The following is a 16,876-nucleotide window of genomic DNA, read 5'->3' as shown; positions in this document are numbered from 1 at the left end:
CTGGGGGTCGTAGGGGCGCAGCCCCTGCTGGATGGGACGGGTAGGGGCGGCGGGGGCGAAAACACCCCCGCACACCCACCCCCCCTCAGTCCACCTCCGCAACCGCCTCCGCGAACTGCGCCTTGTACAGCCGCGCGTACGCCCCGTCCGCGGCCAACAACTCCGCGTGCGTCCCCTGCTCCACGATCGCCCCGTTCTCCATCACCAGAATCGTGTCCGCATCCCGAATCGTCGACAACCGATGCGCGATCACGAACGACGTACGCCCATGCGCCAACTTCGCCATGGCCTTCTGGATCAACACCTCGGTGCGCGTGTCGACCGAACTCGTCGCCTCGTCCAGCACCAGGATCACCGGATCCGACAGGAACGCCCGAGCGATCGTGATGAGCTGCTTCTCACCCGCGCTCACCCCGGTCCCCTCGTCGTCGATCACGGTGTCGTACCCGTCCGGCAGCGTCCGGATGAACCGGTCCGCATGGGCGGCCCGCGCCGCCTCCTCGATCTCCCCCCGCGTGACCTTCCGCGCGGCGGACGCCCCGTACGCGATGTTCTCCGCGATGCTCCCCCCGAACAGCCAGGTGTCCTGAAGCACCATCCCTATCCCGTCCCGGAGTTCGTCCCGGGACATGGACGCGACATCGACCCCGTCGAGGGTGATGCGCCCACCCGTGACCTCGTAGAACCGCATCAACAGGTTCACCAGGGTCGTCTTCCCGGCCCCCGTCGGCCCCACGATCGCCACGGTGTGCCCCGGCTCCACCACCAGCGACAGATCCTCGATCAGCGGCTTGTCGGCGTCGTACCGGAAGGACACCCCCTCCAGCGCCACCCGCCCCCGCAGCTCCTCCGGCCGCACCCCGGGCACGGCGTCGGCCTCCTGCTCCTCCGCGTCGAGCAGTTCGAAGATCCGCTCGGCGGAGGCGACCCCCGACTGCACGAGGTTCGCCATGGACGCCACCTGCGTCAGCGGCATCGAGAACTGCCGCGAGTACTGGATGAAGGCCTGCACATCACCGATGGACAGCGTGCCGGACGCGACCCGCAGTCCGCCCACCACCGCGACCAGCACATAGTTGATGTTCGACACGAAGAACATCAGCGGCTGCATGATCCCGCTGTTGAACTGGGCCTTGAACCCGGCCTCGTACAGCCGTTCGTTCTCCTCGGCGAACTGCTGCGCCGACTCCTCCTGCCGCCCGAACACCTTCACGAGCGTGTGCCCGGTGTACATCTCCTCGATGTGCGCGTTGAGCTTCCCGGTGACCCGCCACTGCGCCACGAAGTGCGGCTGCGACCGCTTGCCGACGCGCGTGGCGACCACGAACGACACCGGTACGGTCACCAGCGCGACCAGCGCCAGCAGCGGCGACACCCAGAACATCATCACCAGCACACCGATGATGGTGAGGAGCGAGTTGACGAGCTGGCCCATCGACTGCTGGAGCGTCTGGCCGATGTTGTCGATGTCGTTGGTCGCCCGGCTCAGCACCTCACCGCGCTGCCGCCGGTCGAAGTACGACAGCGGCAGCCGCGACAGCTTCGCCTGGAGATCCTCGCGCATGTGGTAGACGGTCCGGTTGATGGCCCGGTTGGAGAGCCGCGTGGCCGCCGCCATCAGCAGCCCGGCGACCAGGAAGATGCCGAGGGCAACCAGCAGCACGCCGCCGACGGCGTCGAAATCGATGCCCTCGCCCGGCGTGAAGTCCGTGCCCTGCAGCATGTCGGCGACCCCGCCGTCGCCGCGCTGCCGCAGCCCTTCCAGCACCTCGGCCTTGGTCTGCCCCGCCGGCATCTCCCGCCCGACGACACCGGCGAAGACGAGGTCGGTCGCCCTGCCGAGGATCCACGGCCCGAGCACCGAGAGACCCACGCTGAGCACGGCGCACACGATCATCGCGTACATCGTGAACCGCTCGGGCTTGAACTGGGCGAGCAGCCGTTTCCCGGACCCCTTGAAGTCCATGGAGCGCTGATCGGGGGCTCCGGCCCCCGCCATCCGTGCCAACGGCCCGGCCATCAGGCTGCCTCCGCTTCCGTGAGCTGGGAGAGGACGATCTCCCGGTAGGTCTCGTTGTCGGCCATCAGCTCGTGGTGGCGTCCGGTGCCGACGACCCGGCCCTCGTCGAGGACGACGATCCGGTCGGCGTCCCGGATGGTCGCCACCCGCTGGGCCACGATCACGACGGTCGCGTCGGCGGTCTCCCGCGCCAGCGCGGCGCGCAGGGCGGCGTCGGTCGCGTAGTCGAGCGCGGAGAACGAGTCGTCGAACAGATAGATCTCCGGGCGCTGCACCAGCGTCCGCGCGATCGCGAGCCGCTGCCGCTGCCCGCCGGAGACGTTCGTCCCGCCCTGCGCGATGGGCGAGTCCAGCCCGCTCTCCAGCCGCTCGACGAACTCCTTGGCCTGCGCCACCTCCAACGCGTGCCACAACTCCTCGTCGGTGGCGTCCGGATTGCCGTACCGCAGGTTCGTCGCCACGGTCCCCGAGAAGAGGTACGGCTTCTGCGGCACCAGGCTCACCGTCCTGGCCAGCAGCTTCGGATCGAGCGTCCGTACGTCGACGCCGTCCACCAGCACCTCGCCGTCGGTGACGTCGAACAGCCGGGGGACCAGCCCGAGGAGCGTCGACTTGCCGCTGCCCGTGGACCCGATGACGGCGGTCGTCTCACCGGGCCGCGCCGCCACCTCGATCGACCGGAGCACCGGCTCCTCGGCACCCGGATAGCGGAAGCCCGCACCCCGTACCTCGAGGAACCCGTGCCGCCGCAGCTCCCGTACGGGCTCGGCCGGCGGCACCACACTCGTCCCGGTGTCCAGCACCTCCTGGATGCGCTCGGCGCACACCTCCGCGCGCGGCATCATCATGAACATGAACGTGGCCATCATCACAGCCATGACGATCTGCATCAGATAGGCGAGGAAAGCGGTGAGCGCGCCGATCTGCATCCCGCCGCTGTCGATCCGATGGGCACCGAACCACACCACCGCGATCGACGAGAGGTTGATGACCGTCATCACGATCGGGAACATCAGCGCGAGCATCCGCCCGGTTCCCAGGGATACATCCGTCAGCTCGACGTTCGCCTTCCGGAACCGATCCTTCTCGTAGTCGTCCCGCACGAAGGCCCGGATGACCCGGTTGCCGGTGATCTGCTCCCGCAGCACCCGGTTCACGGTGTCCAGCCGCTCCTGCATCGTGCGGAACAGGGGGCGCAGCCGGCGCACGATCAGGCTGACGGAAACACCGAGCACCGGGACGACGGCGAGGAGCACCCCCGACAACGGCACGTCCAGCCCCAGCGCCAGCACGATGCCGCCGACGCACATGATCGGCGCCGACACCACCAGCGTGAACGTCATGAGCACCAGCATCTGCACCTGCTGCACATCGTTCGTCGTCCGCGTGATCAGCGACGGAGCACCGAAGTGACCGACCTCACGCGCCGAGAACGACTGCACCCGGTCGAACACGGCGGCCCGGATGTCCCGGCCGACCGCCGCGGCGGTGCGGGCGCCGTAGTACACGGCCCCGATGTTGCAGACGACCTGCACCAACGAGATACCGATCATCAGCGCGCCGAAGGACAGGATGTAACCCGTGTCCCCCTCCACCACGCCCTCGTCGATGATGTCCGCGTTCAGCGTGGGCAGGTAGAGCGTGGCGCACGTCTGCACGAACTGCAGCAGCACCAACAGGGTGATCGGTGTCCGGTAGGGACGAAGATGACTTCTCAGCAATCGTATGAGCACGCGAGATCTCTCGGGGTCGAAGACGGGGTTCGGGACGCACCACCCCCCATCGTCGGACACTCCACCCGCGTTACCTCAACCGAATTAACCCGACGGTGAAGCTTCGATGCCGGAACTTTGCAGCTGGGGCCGCCTCAGGGGCACGAGGAACCGCGCGACCAGCCACAACGAACCCGCAGCCGCCGGACCACCCACCCGGCACCCCGCCAGGCGGCTTACGCCCGAAACGCCCCGGGATGCGTCTGCTCGCGCACCGCGACGTACTGCTGCCGAACCGCCTGCCCGACGGCCAACTCGTCCCCGGGATCCAGCACCTGCGCCGCCGCCCCAGGCCACATCGGCGGCGTACGCGGATCGAGCGCCCCCTGCGAGACCCCGAGCGCCCACGCCGCCTGCCGCGCGGCGCCCACCGCCGCGTAGTCCGCCGGCTGCGGCACCACCACCTGCGCCCCGAACAACGCCGGCGCCGCCGCCTGCACCGCCGGCAGCTCCGCCGCCGCACCCAGCAGGAAGATCCGCCGCACGTCCACGCCCCGGCCGCGCAACACGTCCAGCGCGTCCGCGAGCCCGCACAGCATGCCCTCGAACGCGGCCCGCGCGAAGTGCTCCGGCTTCATCGACTCCCGCCGCAGCCCGGCCAGCGTCCCCGCCGTGTGCGGCAGATTCGGCGTCCGCTCGCCCTCCAGATACGGCAGCATCACCAGCCCGTGCGACCCCGGCGTCGACTTCATCGCCAGGTCGGACAGCCCCTCCAGATCGGCCACGCCCAGCATCTCGGCCGCCCCGCGCAACGTCCGTACAGCGTTGAGCGTGGTGACGACCGGCAGATGCATCCCCGTGGCATCGGCCAGCGAGGTGATCATCCCGGAGGAGTCGACGAGCGCCGTGGTGTGGACGGCCATGACGGACCCGGAGGCCCCCAGCGACACCACCGCGTCACCGAGCCCGATGCCGAGCCCGAAGGCGGCGGCCATGGTCTCACCGGTGCCGGCGGAGATGAGGAGCCCCTCCGGCGTCGTACCGGCGGCGTCCGAGGGGCCGAGCACCTCGGGGAGCATGACCTGATGCCCGAGGGCCATCTCGACGAGATCCGTGCGGTACTGCCCGGTCGCCGCGTTCCAGTATCCGGTCCCGGACGCCCCGCCCCGGTCCGTGGTCCTTCTGACCGGCCGCCCCAGCAACTGCCACACCAGCCAGTCGTGCGCCTGGAGCAGTACGGCCGTCCGCATCGCGGCATCCGGTTCCGTACGGCTCATCCAGCGCAGCTTGGTCACCGGCTGCGCGGCCCCCGGCACGCAGCCCACGGCCTCCGCCCACGCGCCGCGCCCCCCGAGCGCGTCGACGAGGTCCGCGGCCGCGACCTGGGTCCGCTTGTCGCCGCCGACCATCGCCGGGCGCACGGTGTTGCCCTGTGCGTCCAGCGCGATCAGCCCGTTCTGCTGGGACGACACCCCGATGGCCTGCACGCCCTCCAGCAGCCCGCCCGTGGCCGCCTCGCCCAGGGACAGCAGCCACGCCTGCGGATCGACGTCCGACGGGCGGCCCCCGCCCTCCGCCGACTCCAGCGGGTGCGGGGCATACCCCTGCCTGAGCACGGCCCCTGTGTCCGAGTCACAGACGACAATGCGCGTAAAATCGGGCGAACTGTCCAGCCCGGCGACTATCCCCATGGCAGAAATTCTGCCGCACGGGAAGGGGTGGGGGCGCCGGGCGTCGGTCGGGTCGACTCGATGTGGTCCCTATGTATTGCTGGTACCCCAGTCGTCTCCGGCGGAGCCGTTCGCGTTGCGGGCGCGCAGCGAGCGGACCCGCTCGGCGACCAGGTCGGGCACACGGTCCCCGACCTTCTCGCTGACCACGTGGTACGCCTTGCCCGCGTAGACACGCCCCTGCTGCGCGGCCGACTCGGCGGTGTTGCGCACGGCGGGGTTCTGCGCGACCTGTCGCGCGGACTTCTTCAACTGCTCGTAGCGTTCGCGTCCGGCCTTCGTGCCGAGCACGTAGCCCAGGGCCAGTCCGGCAAAGAACGTGAGCCGATAGCGCATGGCGGCCACCCTTCCCTTACGTCTGCGTCGGTCCCTTGCGTTGCCCTGCGCGGGCGACGGGCGCGGGGGATACCGATTGGCGGAGCACCCCCCTGCTTGCGCTAATGTATGTGTCGCAGCGAGCGCACGCCCCCTGGCGAATACCCAGGGAGGTACGTTCGATGCAACGAGGCAATCCTCCGTAGCTCAATTGGCAGAGCAGCCGGCTGTTAACCGGCAGGTTACTGGTTCGAGTCCAGTCGGGGGAGCTTCGATCTTCCGTAGCTCAATTGGCAGAGCAGCCGGCTGTTAACCGGCAGGTTACTGGTTCGAGTCCAGTCGGGAGAGCAACAGAGGAAGGACCCCGACGGGGTCCTTTTTCATGTCCGGGGGAACCGCGTGTGCCGCGCCGAAGTCCTCAAGGTCAAGAAGCGCATGCGAAGGCCGACCATCCGAAGCAGGAGATCGTATGAGCGGCTATGCTGCGGCAGACGGCGCGCACACATGTACGCGACACGCCGTACGGGGCGGTAGCTCAGCCGGTTAGAGCAGCGGACTCATAATCCGTCGGCCGTGGGTTCGAGTCCCACCCGCCCCACCTTTAACGTCGTATGACCTGCGGAAACGTTCCTCGTGAGGTGTTGGAGCGTCAACTCCGCCTCAACGGAAAGAATCCGCTGCGCGCGTCGTTGGAACCGCGCGCACGTCGCGCCGCTCGGAAGGTTCCGACCCCATCTGACCTGCGGCGGAGTGGGCGGTCAAGGTTGTCACCGGCTTCCGGGGCGGCTGCTTTCCAGCTCGGAACGAAGGTTCAGGAACCAGACAGGGACCAAGGCGGCGCCGACGTGCCCGCGCTGGCGGGGCCCTGGCGCTGATCGTTTTCTCTTTCGCCTGCTGCGCGGGCATGGGGCTGCCACCCGTGGCACGGCTGGTCGAGTACTGGGCATGCACCGGAGGCGGCGCAGATACGTTCTGATCCGCCAGGACCGCGCCGACCAAGCGGATCAGGGGGCGCGGGGGTGGAAGATCCTGACCACGTCGGTGCGGCGGCGGATCTCCTTGTTCAGCCGCTCCGCAGCACAGGCGTTCCCACCCAGCGGGGTGGGGCCGAAAGCTGACCCCAGAGCCGGCCGCCGCCGTCCGCGCCCGTCGAAGCTGTGTCCCGCCGGTCCTGCTCTCGCTGCGGCCGTACGGACACATCCCGAAGCGGAACCGTCCGGCGGTCCTGCCGCCCTCGACTCCAGCACCGTCGACCGGCTCGTCGACCGGCTCGCCCGCCGACGGACGGCGTACGGCTTCGAGCCCGAGCTGTATGGCGGGGGGGCGCGTTCACCGATCGGCACCATCCTGGACCTGAGATCGCCCCCACTCCGTGCTACCCGGTCCCGTCCTGCGAAGACGGGTTCATGGTCGACACCCAGCGAGCCGTGCCGGGCGTGCGTCGAGCAGCGTGTGCAGCGCAAGGCTGACCAGTTCGCCGGGCGGTTCCCGCGCAAGACCGCGGGCCGCCACTTCGCAGGAGTACGTCGAGTGCGGGCGGCTCTGTCCCGGCGACGTCCAGGCCGACGCCGTGTGCGAGCCGCGCCCCGAGAAGTCCGAGGCCGAACCGGGTGCCCTGGGAACTCCGGCTGGCCACGTCCCGCGCGGAGATCCGGCACACGGGTCCCGGTACGGGCAGTGAGGCGGACCGGCGACTGCGGTTAGGCGGCGGTGGCCACGGCGGGCCGAAGCCCCCGTCGCCCCGGTCGTGGACCCTCGGTGGGGCTTCTTCCGGTCAGCCCTGCAGCTGCTCGGTCAGACCCAGCTGGCTCATGATGGCGCCGGTGTCCAGATAGGCGCGGCCTTCCTTGATCTTGTTGTCCTTGACTTCGTAGACGTCGCACGCGTGCACCGTGACGTGACGCCCCGTGGCGGGCACAGTGCCCGCGTGCAGGACCAGGTCCCCGGTCTGCGTCCCGCTGCCCGTGTACTCGACGACCACCGTGTCCCCCTGCGACGTGAGGTGGTCGAGGGTGAACTTACCGTCGGGCATCGCTTCGAACATGGCCTTCGCGAGCTGGGTGAAGCCCTCCGGACCCTGCAGCGTCCTTCCGCTGCCCTCCTCGATGAGGGTGCAGTCCGGAGCGACGGACCCGGCGATGGAGTCGTAATCCCGGTCGTTCCACGCCCGGAAGAGATCGCGGACAAAAGTTTCGTTGTCAGTCATGGGAACCTCCACTCGGGAACGTCTCTTTCTTTCCATGCTGACTTGCCGCGTCCGACCGTGCATTCGCTGTGGGACGGCTGGCTGTTATGTCAGGGGAGGTTGCGGACGGTGACAGGGCTCACGGCTGACTGATCTTGAAATGGGTGAGGGCCTGGGGCCTTCTGGCTCGGTGCGGATTGCGACATCTACGCGCACACAGGCCGCTCCTGCCGGGGCTGTCAGCCCCGATCAGATCGTGCGGGGCACTGGCGTGGGCCTTGAGAGTGCCGTTGGGTGGGACTTGATCGACTCGTGGTCGGCGGCCACGATGGGGACGATCCGGTCGTCGTCTCCGTGCGCCACCAGCACCGGGATGTCGATCTTCAGGTTCTCGGCGAAGTGCGTCGCGGCGAAGGCCTCGATGCAGTCCAGGGCTCCCGTGGTAGAACTGCGACCGGTCGGCGGCGACGCCGGCGCGGATCGCGTCGAAGTCCTCGACGGGCAGGCCCTTGGGGTTGGCCTCGGTCTTGAGTATCAGCGGTGGGAGCACCTCGTGGTCCGTTCCCGTCCGCGGCCGGATCGCCGGGAGCCACATGACACTTATGCGGACGCAGCGCCCGCCGCAGACGGGTCCCACGTGGACGTGTGTGGCGCCGAGCAGAAGTGGACCGCGCGCCGTTAGCTCGGCTCGCTCCCACATGCCCTGCCTGACGGTCTGACGGCCTGACGGCCTGACGGTCTGACGGTCTGACGGTCTGACGGCCTGACGGCCTGATGCCCTGACGCCTGGTGACCGGACGCCTCCTACTGCGCGGTCCGAGTCCGGCGGGGCATGAGCAGGTACGCCGCTACAGCCAGGGCGAGTGGCAGGAGGCTCACGACCAGCATGGTGAGCCGCAGGCCGTTGGTGAAGTCCAGCCCGAGATCCAGTCCGGACTGCCGGAGCAGGCTCGGGTCGTATCCGGCGGTGCCCGGACTGTGCGCCATCGCGCTTCGCGTCGCGTCCACGGCCTGTTCGGCCTCGGCCACCGACACACCGCGCGCGTCGGCGTCGTTGAGCCACTGCCGCTGGAAGAAGAGGTTGAGCAGCAGGAGGTAGACGGCGGGGCCGAGCGCGTAGCCCGTCATTCCGAATGCCGGCTGGACGGAGGCCACGGCGCCGGACTTTCCGGGCGGGGCGTGCGAAAGGATGGTCTCGGCCACCGCGGAGGAGGTCACCAGCGAGCCGAGGTTGGTGAGCCAGGTGGCCAGTACGACGATCCACAGCGCCATCGTGGGCGTAGCGGTGGCCGCCATCAGCAGCCCGCCCGCGGTCATCACCAGCAGGCCGGTGATGAGGACCGGCCGGGGGGTGTACTTCCCGATCAGGCGCCCGGCGAGGATGACGGCGACTGCGATCGCCAGTGTGCCGGGCAGGAACAGCAGGCCGATCGTGCGCGGGGACAGTGAGAGGATCACGCTGCCGAACTGCCCGAGGGCGAAACTGAACCCCGCGACGAGGAAGTTGAGCGTCAGGCTGGCCAGCGCGGCCACGGCGAACGGACCGCTGCGGAACAGCGACAGGTCCAGGACCGGTTCCGGTGTCCGGCGTTCACGGAGCACGAACAGCACGCCGGCGACCGCACTGATCACCAGCGGCAGCCAGGCCTGGAGCTGGGAGATCCCGTTCTCCGCTTCGGCGACGCCGTGCACGAGGGCCAGCAGCGCGACGCCGACCAGGCTGACGCCGACGACGTCGACTCCGCGGCGCTTCTGGACGGGGGGCTCGGTGACGTAACGGGCCGTCAGCCCGAGCGCGATCAGCGACAGCAGCGGGGCGAGAAGGAACAGCCAACGCCAGCCGACGGCCTCCACCACCCAGCCCCCGATCGCGGGGGTCACCCCGCACAGCACCATGTCGATGGCCATGAAGATGCCGATGGCAGCCGGCCGTCTCTCCGCCGGCACCGACACCTTGAGCAGGGCCATCGACACGCCCAGGATCGCGGCCAGCGCCAGGCCGTCGAGGAGGCGCGTCACCAGTAGGAACGTGTAGCCGGGGGAGATCGCGGAGAGCAGGTTGACGATGATGTCGCCGACCAGCCCCAGCGTCAGCAGCCGCTTGAGGCCGAAGGTGTCCCCGAGACTGCCCACGGCGAGCACGGCGGCGGCCATGACCAGCGTCGCAGCGCCTCCCAGGAATCCGATGACGTCGGGCGGCACGTGGAGCGCCCGGCTGACCTGCGGCATGTTCAGGCTGAGGACCAGCGGGTCGATGGCCGTGATCGTGAAAGCGAGGGAGAGTCCCGAGATGATCGGGAGGATCGCGACAATGGACCGGGGCTCCGCAGTCGGCACAGCAGTTCCTCCCGTACGTCGGTCGGCGCCGACCGCTCACCGACCGACCGTAACCGGGCCACCGCTTCCAGCCCGTCCTCCCCGGGCCTGCGCACGCGGCTCGACACCTGTTCGGACCAGGAGGGTCAGTCGTACGTGACCAGGAGCGCCGGCCCGCTTCGGAGGACTCGAGGGTGTACCGGGCCATGAGCGACCGGACGGCCAGGGCGCTGACCGCCACCGCCACTCCCGCCCGACGCGGCGCACGAGCGGCGGCGAGCTGATCCTGGGCGCGGTGCCGGCGCACCTGGAGGAGTGGGCGAGTGAGATCGCCGCGCAGGCCGAAGCGAACAGGGGAGCAATCCGGAACTGACGGCGCAGCTCGAGGAGTTCGACCGGGGGGTCGAGGAGGCCCGGATCACCCGCAAGACCCTGCTCGCGCTGCCCGGTCCGCCGACGCCGACCCCGACGCCGACGTCCGCGAGGCTGCCGGACAGATCCGGCCGCAATCACGTGCTGTTGCCGGGCTGTGGCTGCGGTGATCTACTCGAAGTAGGCCCAACTCGCATGAATCGTCCTGCTTCGTATCCGATGCGGTACGGCGGGTGAGAGTGGCCGTCTCCCACGGAGAGCCAGAGGTGCCTCGTCGGCCCGGCCCCGAGGGCGGCCGTATCGCGTGCCGCTGAGTCACAGACTGAGTCACAGACTGAGTCACAGAGAGGAGCGCGGTGATGGCTTCCGCAGGTTCGAGCCCCGCGCCGCAAGCGGTCGGCGACTGGCGTCGCGAATACGCCTACACACTGGGGGAGCAGGCCTTCGTCTACGGCTTCCCCTACATCTACAATGCCGAGCTGCGCCACGGGTGGGTGACCGAGCCGGCCGACCCGAAGATGAGGATGCACTCCGCCGTCGGCCACTTCTGGCATGCCCGGACGCTCTTCGACGCCTCCGACCGGGAAGGTCTGGCGCCCAACAACGACACCCTCTACTCGTGCGCCTGGGTCGACCTGAGCACGGAGCCCGTCATCCTCTCGCACCCGGAGATGGGCGACCGCTACTTCACCTTCGAACTCGTCGGGATCACCTCGGACAACTACGCCTACGTCGGTCGGCGTGCCACGGGGCCGCACGCCGGCGACTTCGCCCTCGTGGGTCCGGGATGGGAAGGAGAACTCCCTGCGGGAGTGCGTCGTACGGCGACCGCCCCCAGCCCGTGGATCCTGGTGCTCGGCCGCACTTTGGTCGACGGTGAGCACGATCTGCCCGCTGTGCACGCGCTGCAGGACCGGTACCGGCTGACGCCGCTCCACCTGTTCGGAAAGCAGGGCGTCGTCGTGCCGGAGCGCCGTGACGTGCTGGAGCCCGTCGATCAGGAGCAGGATCCGCTCGCGCCGTGGAAGACGCTGAACGCGATGCTGGCCGAGAACCCTCCTCCGGAGCGCCATGAGATCCTGCTCAGGCAGTTCGCGGAGATCGGCGTGGGCGCCGGCCTCGATGTGCAGGAGCAGCCCGAATCCGTCCAGCAGGGACTGATCGCCGCCGCCGCTGCCGGCCTGCCCATGCTGCAGGAGCAACTGCTCAGCGGAGACTGGGCCAAACTGATCAACGGCTGGCGTTACCCGCCGCCGGAGATGGGTCATTTCGGCGACGACTTCGTCAAGCGGGCCGCGGAGCAGGCCCTGTTCGGTGTCGCCGCGAACGATCTCGAGGAGACGGTGTACCTCGTCGCCTTCGACGACGCGGAGGGCGAGAAGCTGTCGACGGGCCGTTATGAGATCCGCTTCGGGGCTGGGTCGCTGCCCCCCGTCGACGCTTTCTGGTCCCTGACCGCCTATGACGAGACCAGGAACCTGATCGCCAGCCCGATCGACCGCTACTCCATCGGAGACCGCACCCGCGGACTGGTCACCGAGCCGGACGGCAGCCTGACCCTCCATCTGCAGCCCGACTCACCGGGCTCCGACCGGGAGAACAACTGGTTGCCCACACCGCAAGAGGGCATCTGGTTCGTCGCGCTGCGCATGTACCTCCCACGCCCCGAAGTCATCGACGCGCGCTGGCAGTGCCCGCCGGTCCGCCGCGTCGGCTGACCGGCCGACGCCGCTTCTCCGCCTTGCCGGTGGCCGACTGGGTACGCGGCTACCGGCGGGAGTTGCTGCGCGGTGACCTACTCGCCGGCCTGACGGTGTGGGCGTTGATCGTGCCGGAGTCGGTGGCGTATGCGGAGATCGCCGGAGTCCCTCCGCAGAACGCGTTCTACGCTGCTCCGATCGCTCTCGCGGGCTACGCGTTGCTGGGGGGTTCGCGCTTTCTGATCGTGGGGGCGACGTCGGCCGCGGCCGTGCTGTCGGCGTCCACCGTCAAGGGCGTCAGCAGTGACCCGGGCGCCATCGTCGGGTTGTCAGCGGCGCTGGCGGTGATCGTGGGCGCGGTGCTGGTGGCAGCCGGAGCGGCCCGGCTGGGGTTCCTGACCAACTTTCTGGCGGAGCCCGCCCTGGTCGGCTTCCTCTTCGGCATGGCGTTGACGATCATGGTGCGGCAGACGGGGAAGATCCTCGGTGTCTCCAGCGGGGAGGGGGACTTCTTCCAACGCCTGGCGAAGCTGGTGAGCCAGGCGGGCGACTGGTCGTGGACCACGATCACCGTCGGCGTGGCCGCGGTGGCCTCGCTGCTGCTGCTGGAGCGCCTCCTGCCGCGGCTGCCGGCCTCGCTGATCGTGCTGGCCGCCGGCCTGATCTTCTCCCAGGCCTTCAACCTGCACGCCCACGGCGTGGAGACGGTGGGTAGGATCCCGGCGGCCGTGCCGGCCCCTCACCTGCCCGATATCACGTCCGCCGACTGGGCCGAGCTCGTCGGCGGCTCCCTCGGGGTGGCGCTGGTCGTCTTCGCCGAGTCCTACAGCATCGCCGGCCGCTTCGCCCGCCTCCACGGCGACGAGGTGAAGGCCGACCGTGAGATGGTCGCGGTGGGCGCGGTCAACCTCGCGGTGGGCTTCTTCCGCGGCTTCGTGGTCTCCGGCAGCGCGTCGCGCAGCGCCGCCGCCGAGGGCGCGGGCGGCCGCAGCCCGATGGTCTCCCTGGTCGCGGCAGTGCTGGTGCTGTTCACCGGGGCCTTCCTGACCTCGTTGTTCACCCCACTGCCCGAGGCGGTGCTCGGGGCGATCGTGATCGTGGCCGTGAAGGGCTTCCTGCGTGTCGGGGAAATGCGCCGCTACGCCACGCACGACCGGCCCAGCCTCTGGATCGCTCTGACCGCCCTGATCGGTGTTCTGGTCTTCGATCTGCTGCCCGGGCTGCTGCTCGCGGTATTGATGTCGCTGCTGCTGTTCATCGCCTATTCCAGCACCCCGCGTGTGGCGGCCCTGGGGCTGCTGCCCGGCACGGCCGTGTGGGGCGACCTGCAGGAGCACCCACGAGCCGTGGCCGCACCGGGAATCCTCGTGGCCCGGCCGGACGGGGCGCTCTTCTTCGGCAACGTCAATCGCGTCCGCACGGCCGTGAAGGAGCTGGTAGCGGCATCCGACCGCCCGCCCCGTGCCGTAGTGGTGGACCTGACGGCGAGCTACCGGCTCGGCCTGCCCGTCCTGGACACCCTGGCGGACCTCGCCGCGGACCTCGACCATCAGGGAGTCGAGCTTCATGTGGCTCGGGTCCGGGCCGGCCCCACGCGCTCGCTGTCCCGGCACCCCCTGCACGCGACCCTCAGCCCGGATCGCCTCCACACAACGGTGACCGACGCCGTGAACGCGCTGAATGACGGATGGGGACCGTCGTGACCTGCGAGCCAGGTTGCCGGGGTAGGGACGCGCTGATGTACTCGAAGAGCAGGTGCGTGTTGGAGCACCCGGCCCGGTAACCCCACCAAGCATGGCGCAGACGCCGCCGCGTGGCGCACCGGGAGGAGCCGGGATACGTCGCCGACGGTCGCCGGTTTCCCCAGTTCGTGTGCTGAGTTCGCGTGGTGGCTGCAGGCTGTGCTGGTCAGTCTCAGGAGAGGAACGCGGTGATGGCATCCTCAGTCGACAGCAACTATTCCAGGCAACGTCTGCGCCACGATCTTGCCGCGGCGGCAGCCGGCATCGGCCAGGCGGCGGCCTCCACCGGAAAGGCCACTGCGGCGGCCGTACGTCACCCGAGGGACACCATCGGCCGCGCCAGGAAGGTGACGCGGGCACTGCCCGTGGCATGGCGATCGGTGAAGCCGACGCTGACCGGCCGGGTGGACGACTGGCGCCGCGAGTACGCGTACACGCTGGGAGAGCAGGCCTTCATCTACGGCTTCCCCTACATGTACAACGCCGAGCTCCGCCACCGTTGGGTGACCCAGAAGCCCGAGACGGAAACGACGCCCTACGCCGCCGTCAACCACTTCTGGCATGCGACCAGGGTCTGGGACGCCTCGGATCGGGAGGGCGTGTCCCCCAACAACGACACGCTGTACTCCTGGGCATGGGTGGACCTACGCGAGGAGCCCCTCGTCCTCTCGCACCCGGACATGGGCGACCGCTACTTCACCTTCGAACTGGTCGCCTTCACCTCCGACAACTACGACTACGTGGGCATGCGGGCGACCGGATCGGAGGCCGGTGACTTCGCCCTCATCGGCCCGGGCTGGAGCGGGGACCTCCCGGAGGGCGTGCGCCGCACGGCGACCGCCCCCACCCCGTGGGTCCTGGTGGTCGGACGGACCCTCGTTGAGGGCGTGGACGACCTCCCGGCCGTCCACGCGCTGCAGCAGCAGTACCGGTTGACGCCGCTTCACCTGTTCGGTCAGGAGGGCGCCACGCTCCCGGAACGCCGCGACGTACCGGTACCGGTCGACCCCGCCAAGGATCCGCTCGGGCCGTGGAAGACGCTCAACGCGGCGCTGGCCGAGAACCCTCTGCCGAAGCACCACGATGTCCTGCTCCGGCAGTTCGCGGAGATCGGCATCGGCCCGGGGCTGGATGTCGAGGCACAACCGGAGCCGGTCAAGGAGGGTCTGATCCGGGCCGCCGCCACCGCCGTGCCCATGCTCGAACAGCAGATACTCAGCGGGCAGTGGGGCGAGCTGATCAACGGCTGGCGGTACCCTCCCCCGCAGATCGGGCACTTCGGGGACGACTTCCTCAGGCGGGCCGCGGAGCAGTCCCTGGTGGGGATCGCCATCAACGATCCCGAGGAAGCGGTCTATATGGCGGCCTTCACCGACGGCGCCGGTGAGACGCTGGGCACCGGCCGCTACGAGTTGCACTACGAGGCGGGGATGTTGCCTCCGGTCGACGCGTTCTGGTCGCTGACCGCCTACGACGAGGACCGGAACCTGATCCCGAATCCGATCAACAGGTACTCCATCGGAGACCGCACCCGGGGGCTCATCAGGGACGATGACGGGGGCTTGCATCTCTACCTGCAGCCGGACTCACCGGGGTCCGAGCGGGAGTCCAACTGGCTGCCGACGCCGCAGCAGGGCATCTGGTACGTCGCGCTGCGCATGTACCTCCCGCGCCCCGAGGTCGTCGACGCGCGGTGGCACTGCCCGCCGATCAACCGCGTCGGTTGACGGAAGGCAGGCCACATGGCCCTGAAGGCTGCTGAAAGTCTCGGTTCTGGCCCCCGGCTGCGGATTCCGTATCGGGCAGGTCTCTCAGGAGGGCGGCAGGGACCACGGAGGGACCGCAAGGACAGGAACCAACCGACAAGGACTGCCCAAGGCCGACACAGGTGCACACGCCTCACCTGCAAGAACGCCTTTAATCGACACTGATCGGCAAGGGCCGCCAAGATCCCCAAAGGACTCATAATCCGTCGGCCGTGGGTTCGAGTCCCACCCGCCCCACTTCCGCAGGTCTCTGACCTGCGAAAACGCTCTTCTTTGGCTGGCGGAGCGTCAACTTTGCCTGAACGGACTGAATCCGCTGCTCGCGAGTTTGGAATGTCGTGGGTCCCGTGCTTTTCGGACGTTCCTTCACGCCTCTGACCTGCGGCGGAACAGGTAATCAAGCTTGTTGTCGGCCTCTGGGGCTGCTGGCCCGGGGCTCGAAGTCAAGGTCCAGGGACCAGACAGGGACCAAGACGGCGGCGCGATGTCGCTTGTGTGGGATCCAGGCCGGGCCACTTCTCATTCGCTGGCTGTGGGCCGTCGTCTGCAGTGCGTCCGGGCGGGTACCGCGCGCACCGGGTGTAGCGGGTGCTGGTTCGTCTTGGCGCTGCCAGTGGTGGGGCGGCGGGTGGTGCTGATGTTGTGGCGGATCGGGGATCCCGGTATTGAGGGTTCGATGCGCCGGAGGATGGTGGTCGCCTCTGCCGCTCAGTGATCGTGGCGTCGGCGAGCATGCTGGCCTGTCCGGAAACGGCCCGAACAGAAAACGGCCCTGTGTCGGGTCACACAGCGCGTAGTGACTGCAGACGGTCGACCGGAGTGGAGAAGGTCCTTGTTGGCGAGGAGTTCGGTGCCCATGTAGCTCTGGGCCTCGGTCCACTCGTCGTTCTGCTCGGCCAGCACCGCGCGGACGAGGCGGATCAGGGCGGTGCGGTCGGGGCAGATTCCGGCCACGTCCCTGCGTCGGCGGATCTCTTTGTTAAGCCGCTCCCCGCGCGACCTCTTCGGCTTGTCACCG

The 16,876-nt window shown here is 69.2% G+C and carries 9 protein-coding genes, 3 tRNA genes and 1 pseudogene; 6 read left to right on the top strand and 7 right to left on the bottom strand.

Going from position 1 to position 16,876, the window contains the following annotated elements; genetic code table 11:
• Positions 1 to 85: 85 nt before the first annotated feature.
• From OG202_RS16535 to OG202_RS16520, 4 genes are all read right to left on the bottom strand, one after another.
• Positions 86 to 2,020 (bottom strand): ABC transporter ATP-binding protein, encoded by a 1,935-nt coding sequence (locus OG202_RS16535; RefSeq protein WP_328223008.1) that lies wholly within the window; start codon positions 2,018 to 2,020, stop codon positions 86 to 88.
• Entirely contained in the window at positions 2,020 to 3,753 is a 1,734-nt protein-coding gene (locus tag OG202_RS16530) for an ABC transporter ATP-binding protein (protein WP_328223007.1), read from the bottom strand. The genes OG202_RS16535 and OG202_RS16530 overlap by 1 nt, the downstream gene beginning before the upstream one ends.
• Before the next feature lie 215 nt (positions 3,754 to 3,968).
• A complete protein-coding gene (locus OG202_RS16525) occupies positions 3,969 to 5,423 on the bottom strand; it encodes an FGGY family carbohydrate kinase (protein ID WP_327729809.1) in 1,455 nt (484 codons plus the stop codon).
• Positions 5,424 to 5,492: 69 nt separating this feature from the next.
• Positions 5,493 to 5,798: a YtxH domain-containing protein gene (locus OG202_RS16520; RefSeq protein ID WP_326582959.1), complete on the bottom strand. Its 306-nt coding sequence runs from the start codon at positions 5,796 to 5,798 to the stop codon at positions 5,493 to 5,495.
• 175 nt (positions 5,799 to 5,973) lie between these two features.
• Here OG202_RS16520 and OG202_RS16515 point away from each other — a divergent pair.
• The 3 genes from OG202_RS16515 (at position 5,974) to OG202_RS16505 (ending at position 6,375) form a co-directional block, all read left to right on the top strand.
• Positions 5,974 to 6,046 (top strand) — tRNA-Asn (locus tag OG202_RS16515).
• Between the two features lie 6 nt (positions 6,047 to 6,052).
• Positions 6,053 to 6,125, top strand: a tRNA-Asn gene (locus OG202_RS16510).
• 176 nt (positions 6,126 to 6,301) lie between these two features.
• A tRNA-Ile gene (locus OG202_RS16505) sits at positions 6,302 to 6,375 on the top strand.
• A gap of 1,176 nt (positions 6,376 to 7,551) precedes the next feature.
• On the opposite strand, the gene OG202_RS16500 is transcribed toward OG202_RS16505, so the two are convergent.
• The gene (locus tag OG202_RS16500) at positions 7,552 to 7,983 is read right to left on the bottom strand and encodes an ester cyclase (protein ID WP_328223006.1); all 432 of its coding nucleotides are present in this window, start codon (positions 7,981 to 7,983) and stop codon (positions 7,552 to 7,554) included.
• A gap of 783 nt (positions 7,984 to 8,766) precedes the next feature.
• Positions 8,767 to 10,299: an MFS transporter gene (locus tag OG202_RS16490; RefSeq protein WP_328223005.1), complete on the bottom strand. Its 1,533-nt coding sequence runs from the start codon at positions 10,297 to 10,299 to the stop codon at positions 8,767 to 8,769.
• Positions 10,300 to 11,009: 710 nt separating this feature from the next.
• Between OG202_RS16490 and OG202_RS16485 the strand changes: the two genes are divergently transcribed.
• From OG202_RS16485 to OG202_RS16475, 3 genes are all read left to right on the top strand, one after another.
• Complete coding sequence (locus OG202_RS16485; protein WP_328223004.1) at positions 11,010 to 12,368, top strand: DUF1254 domain-containing protein; 1,359 nt, start codon at positions 11,010 to 11,012, stop codon at positions 12,366 to 12,368.
• Positions 12,341 to 14,053, top strand: a complete 1,713-nt coding sequence (locus tag OG202_RS16480) for a SulP family inorganic anion transporter (protein WP_328223003.1) — start codon at positions 12,341 to 12,343, stop codon at positions 14,051 to 14,053. Before OG202_RS16485 ends, OG202_RS16480 begins: the two co-directional genes overlap by 28 nt.
• A gap of 230 nt (positions 14,054 to 14,283) precedes the next feature.
• Positions 14,284 to 15,819: a DUF1254 domain-containing protein gene (locus tag OG202_RS16475; RefSeq protein ID WP_328223002.1), complete on the top strand. Its 1,536-nt coding sequence runs from the start codon at positions 14,284 to 14,286 to the stop codon at positions 15,817 to 15,819.
• Positions 15,820 to 16,566: 747 nt separating this feature from the next.
• Here OG202_RS16475 and OG202_RS16470 read toward each other — a convergent pair.
• Positions 16,567 to 16,848 (bottom strand): annotated as a pseudogene (locus tag OG202_RS16470) (transposase); the annotation flags it as partial.
• Between the last annotated feature and the right edge of the window lie 28 nt (positions 16,849 to 16,876).

It is taken from the genome of Streptomyces sp. NBC_00310, assembly GCF_036208085.1.
GTDB lineage: Bacteria > Actinomycetota > Actinomycetes > Streptomycetales > Streptomycetaceae > Streptomyces.
This window is presented reverse-complemented; position numbering and strand designations above follow the sequence as displayed.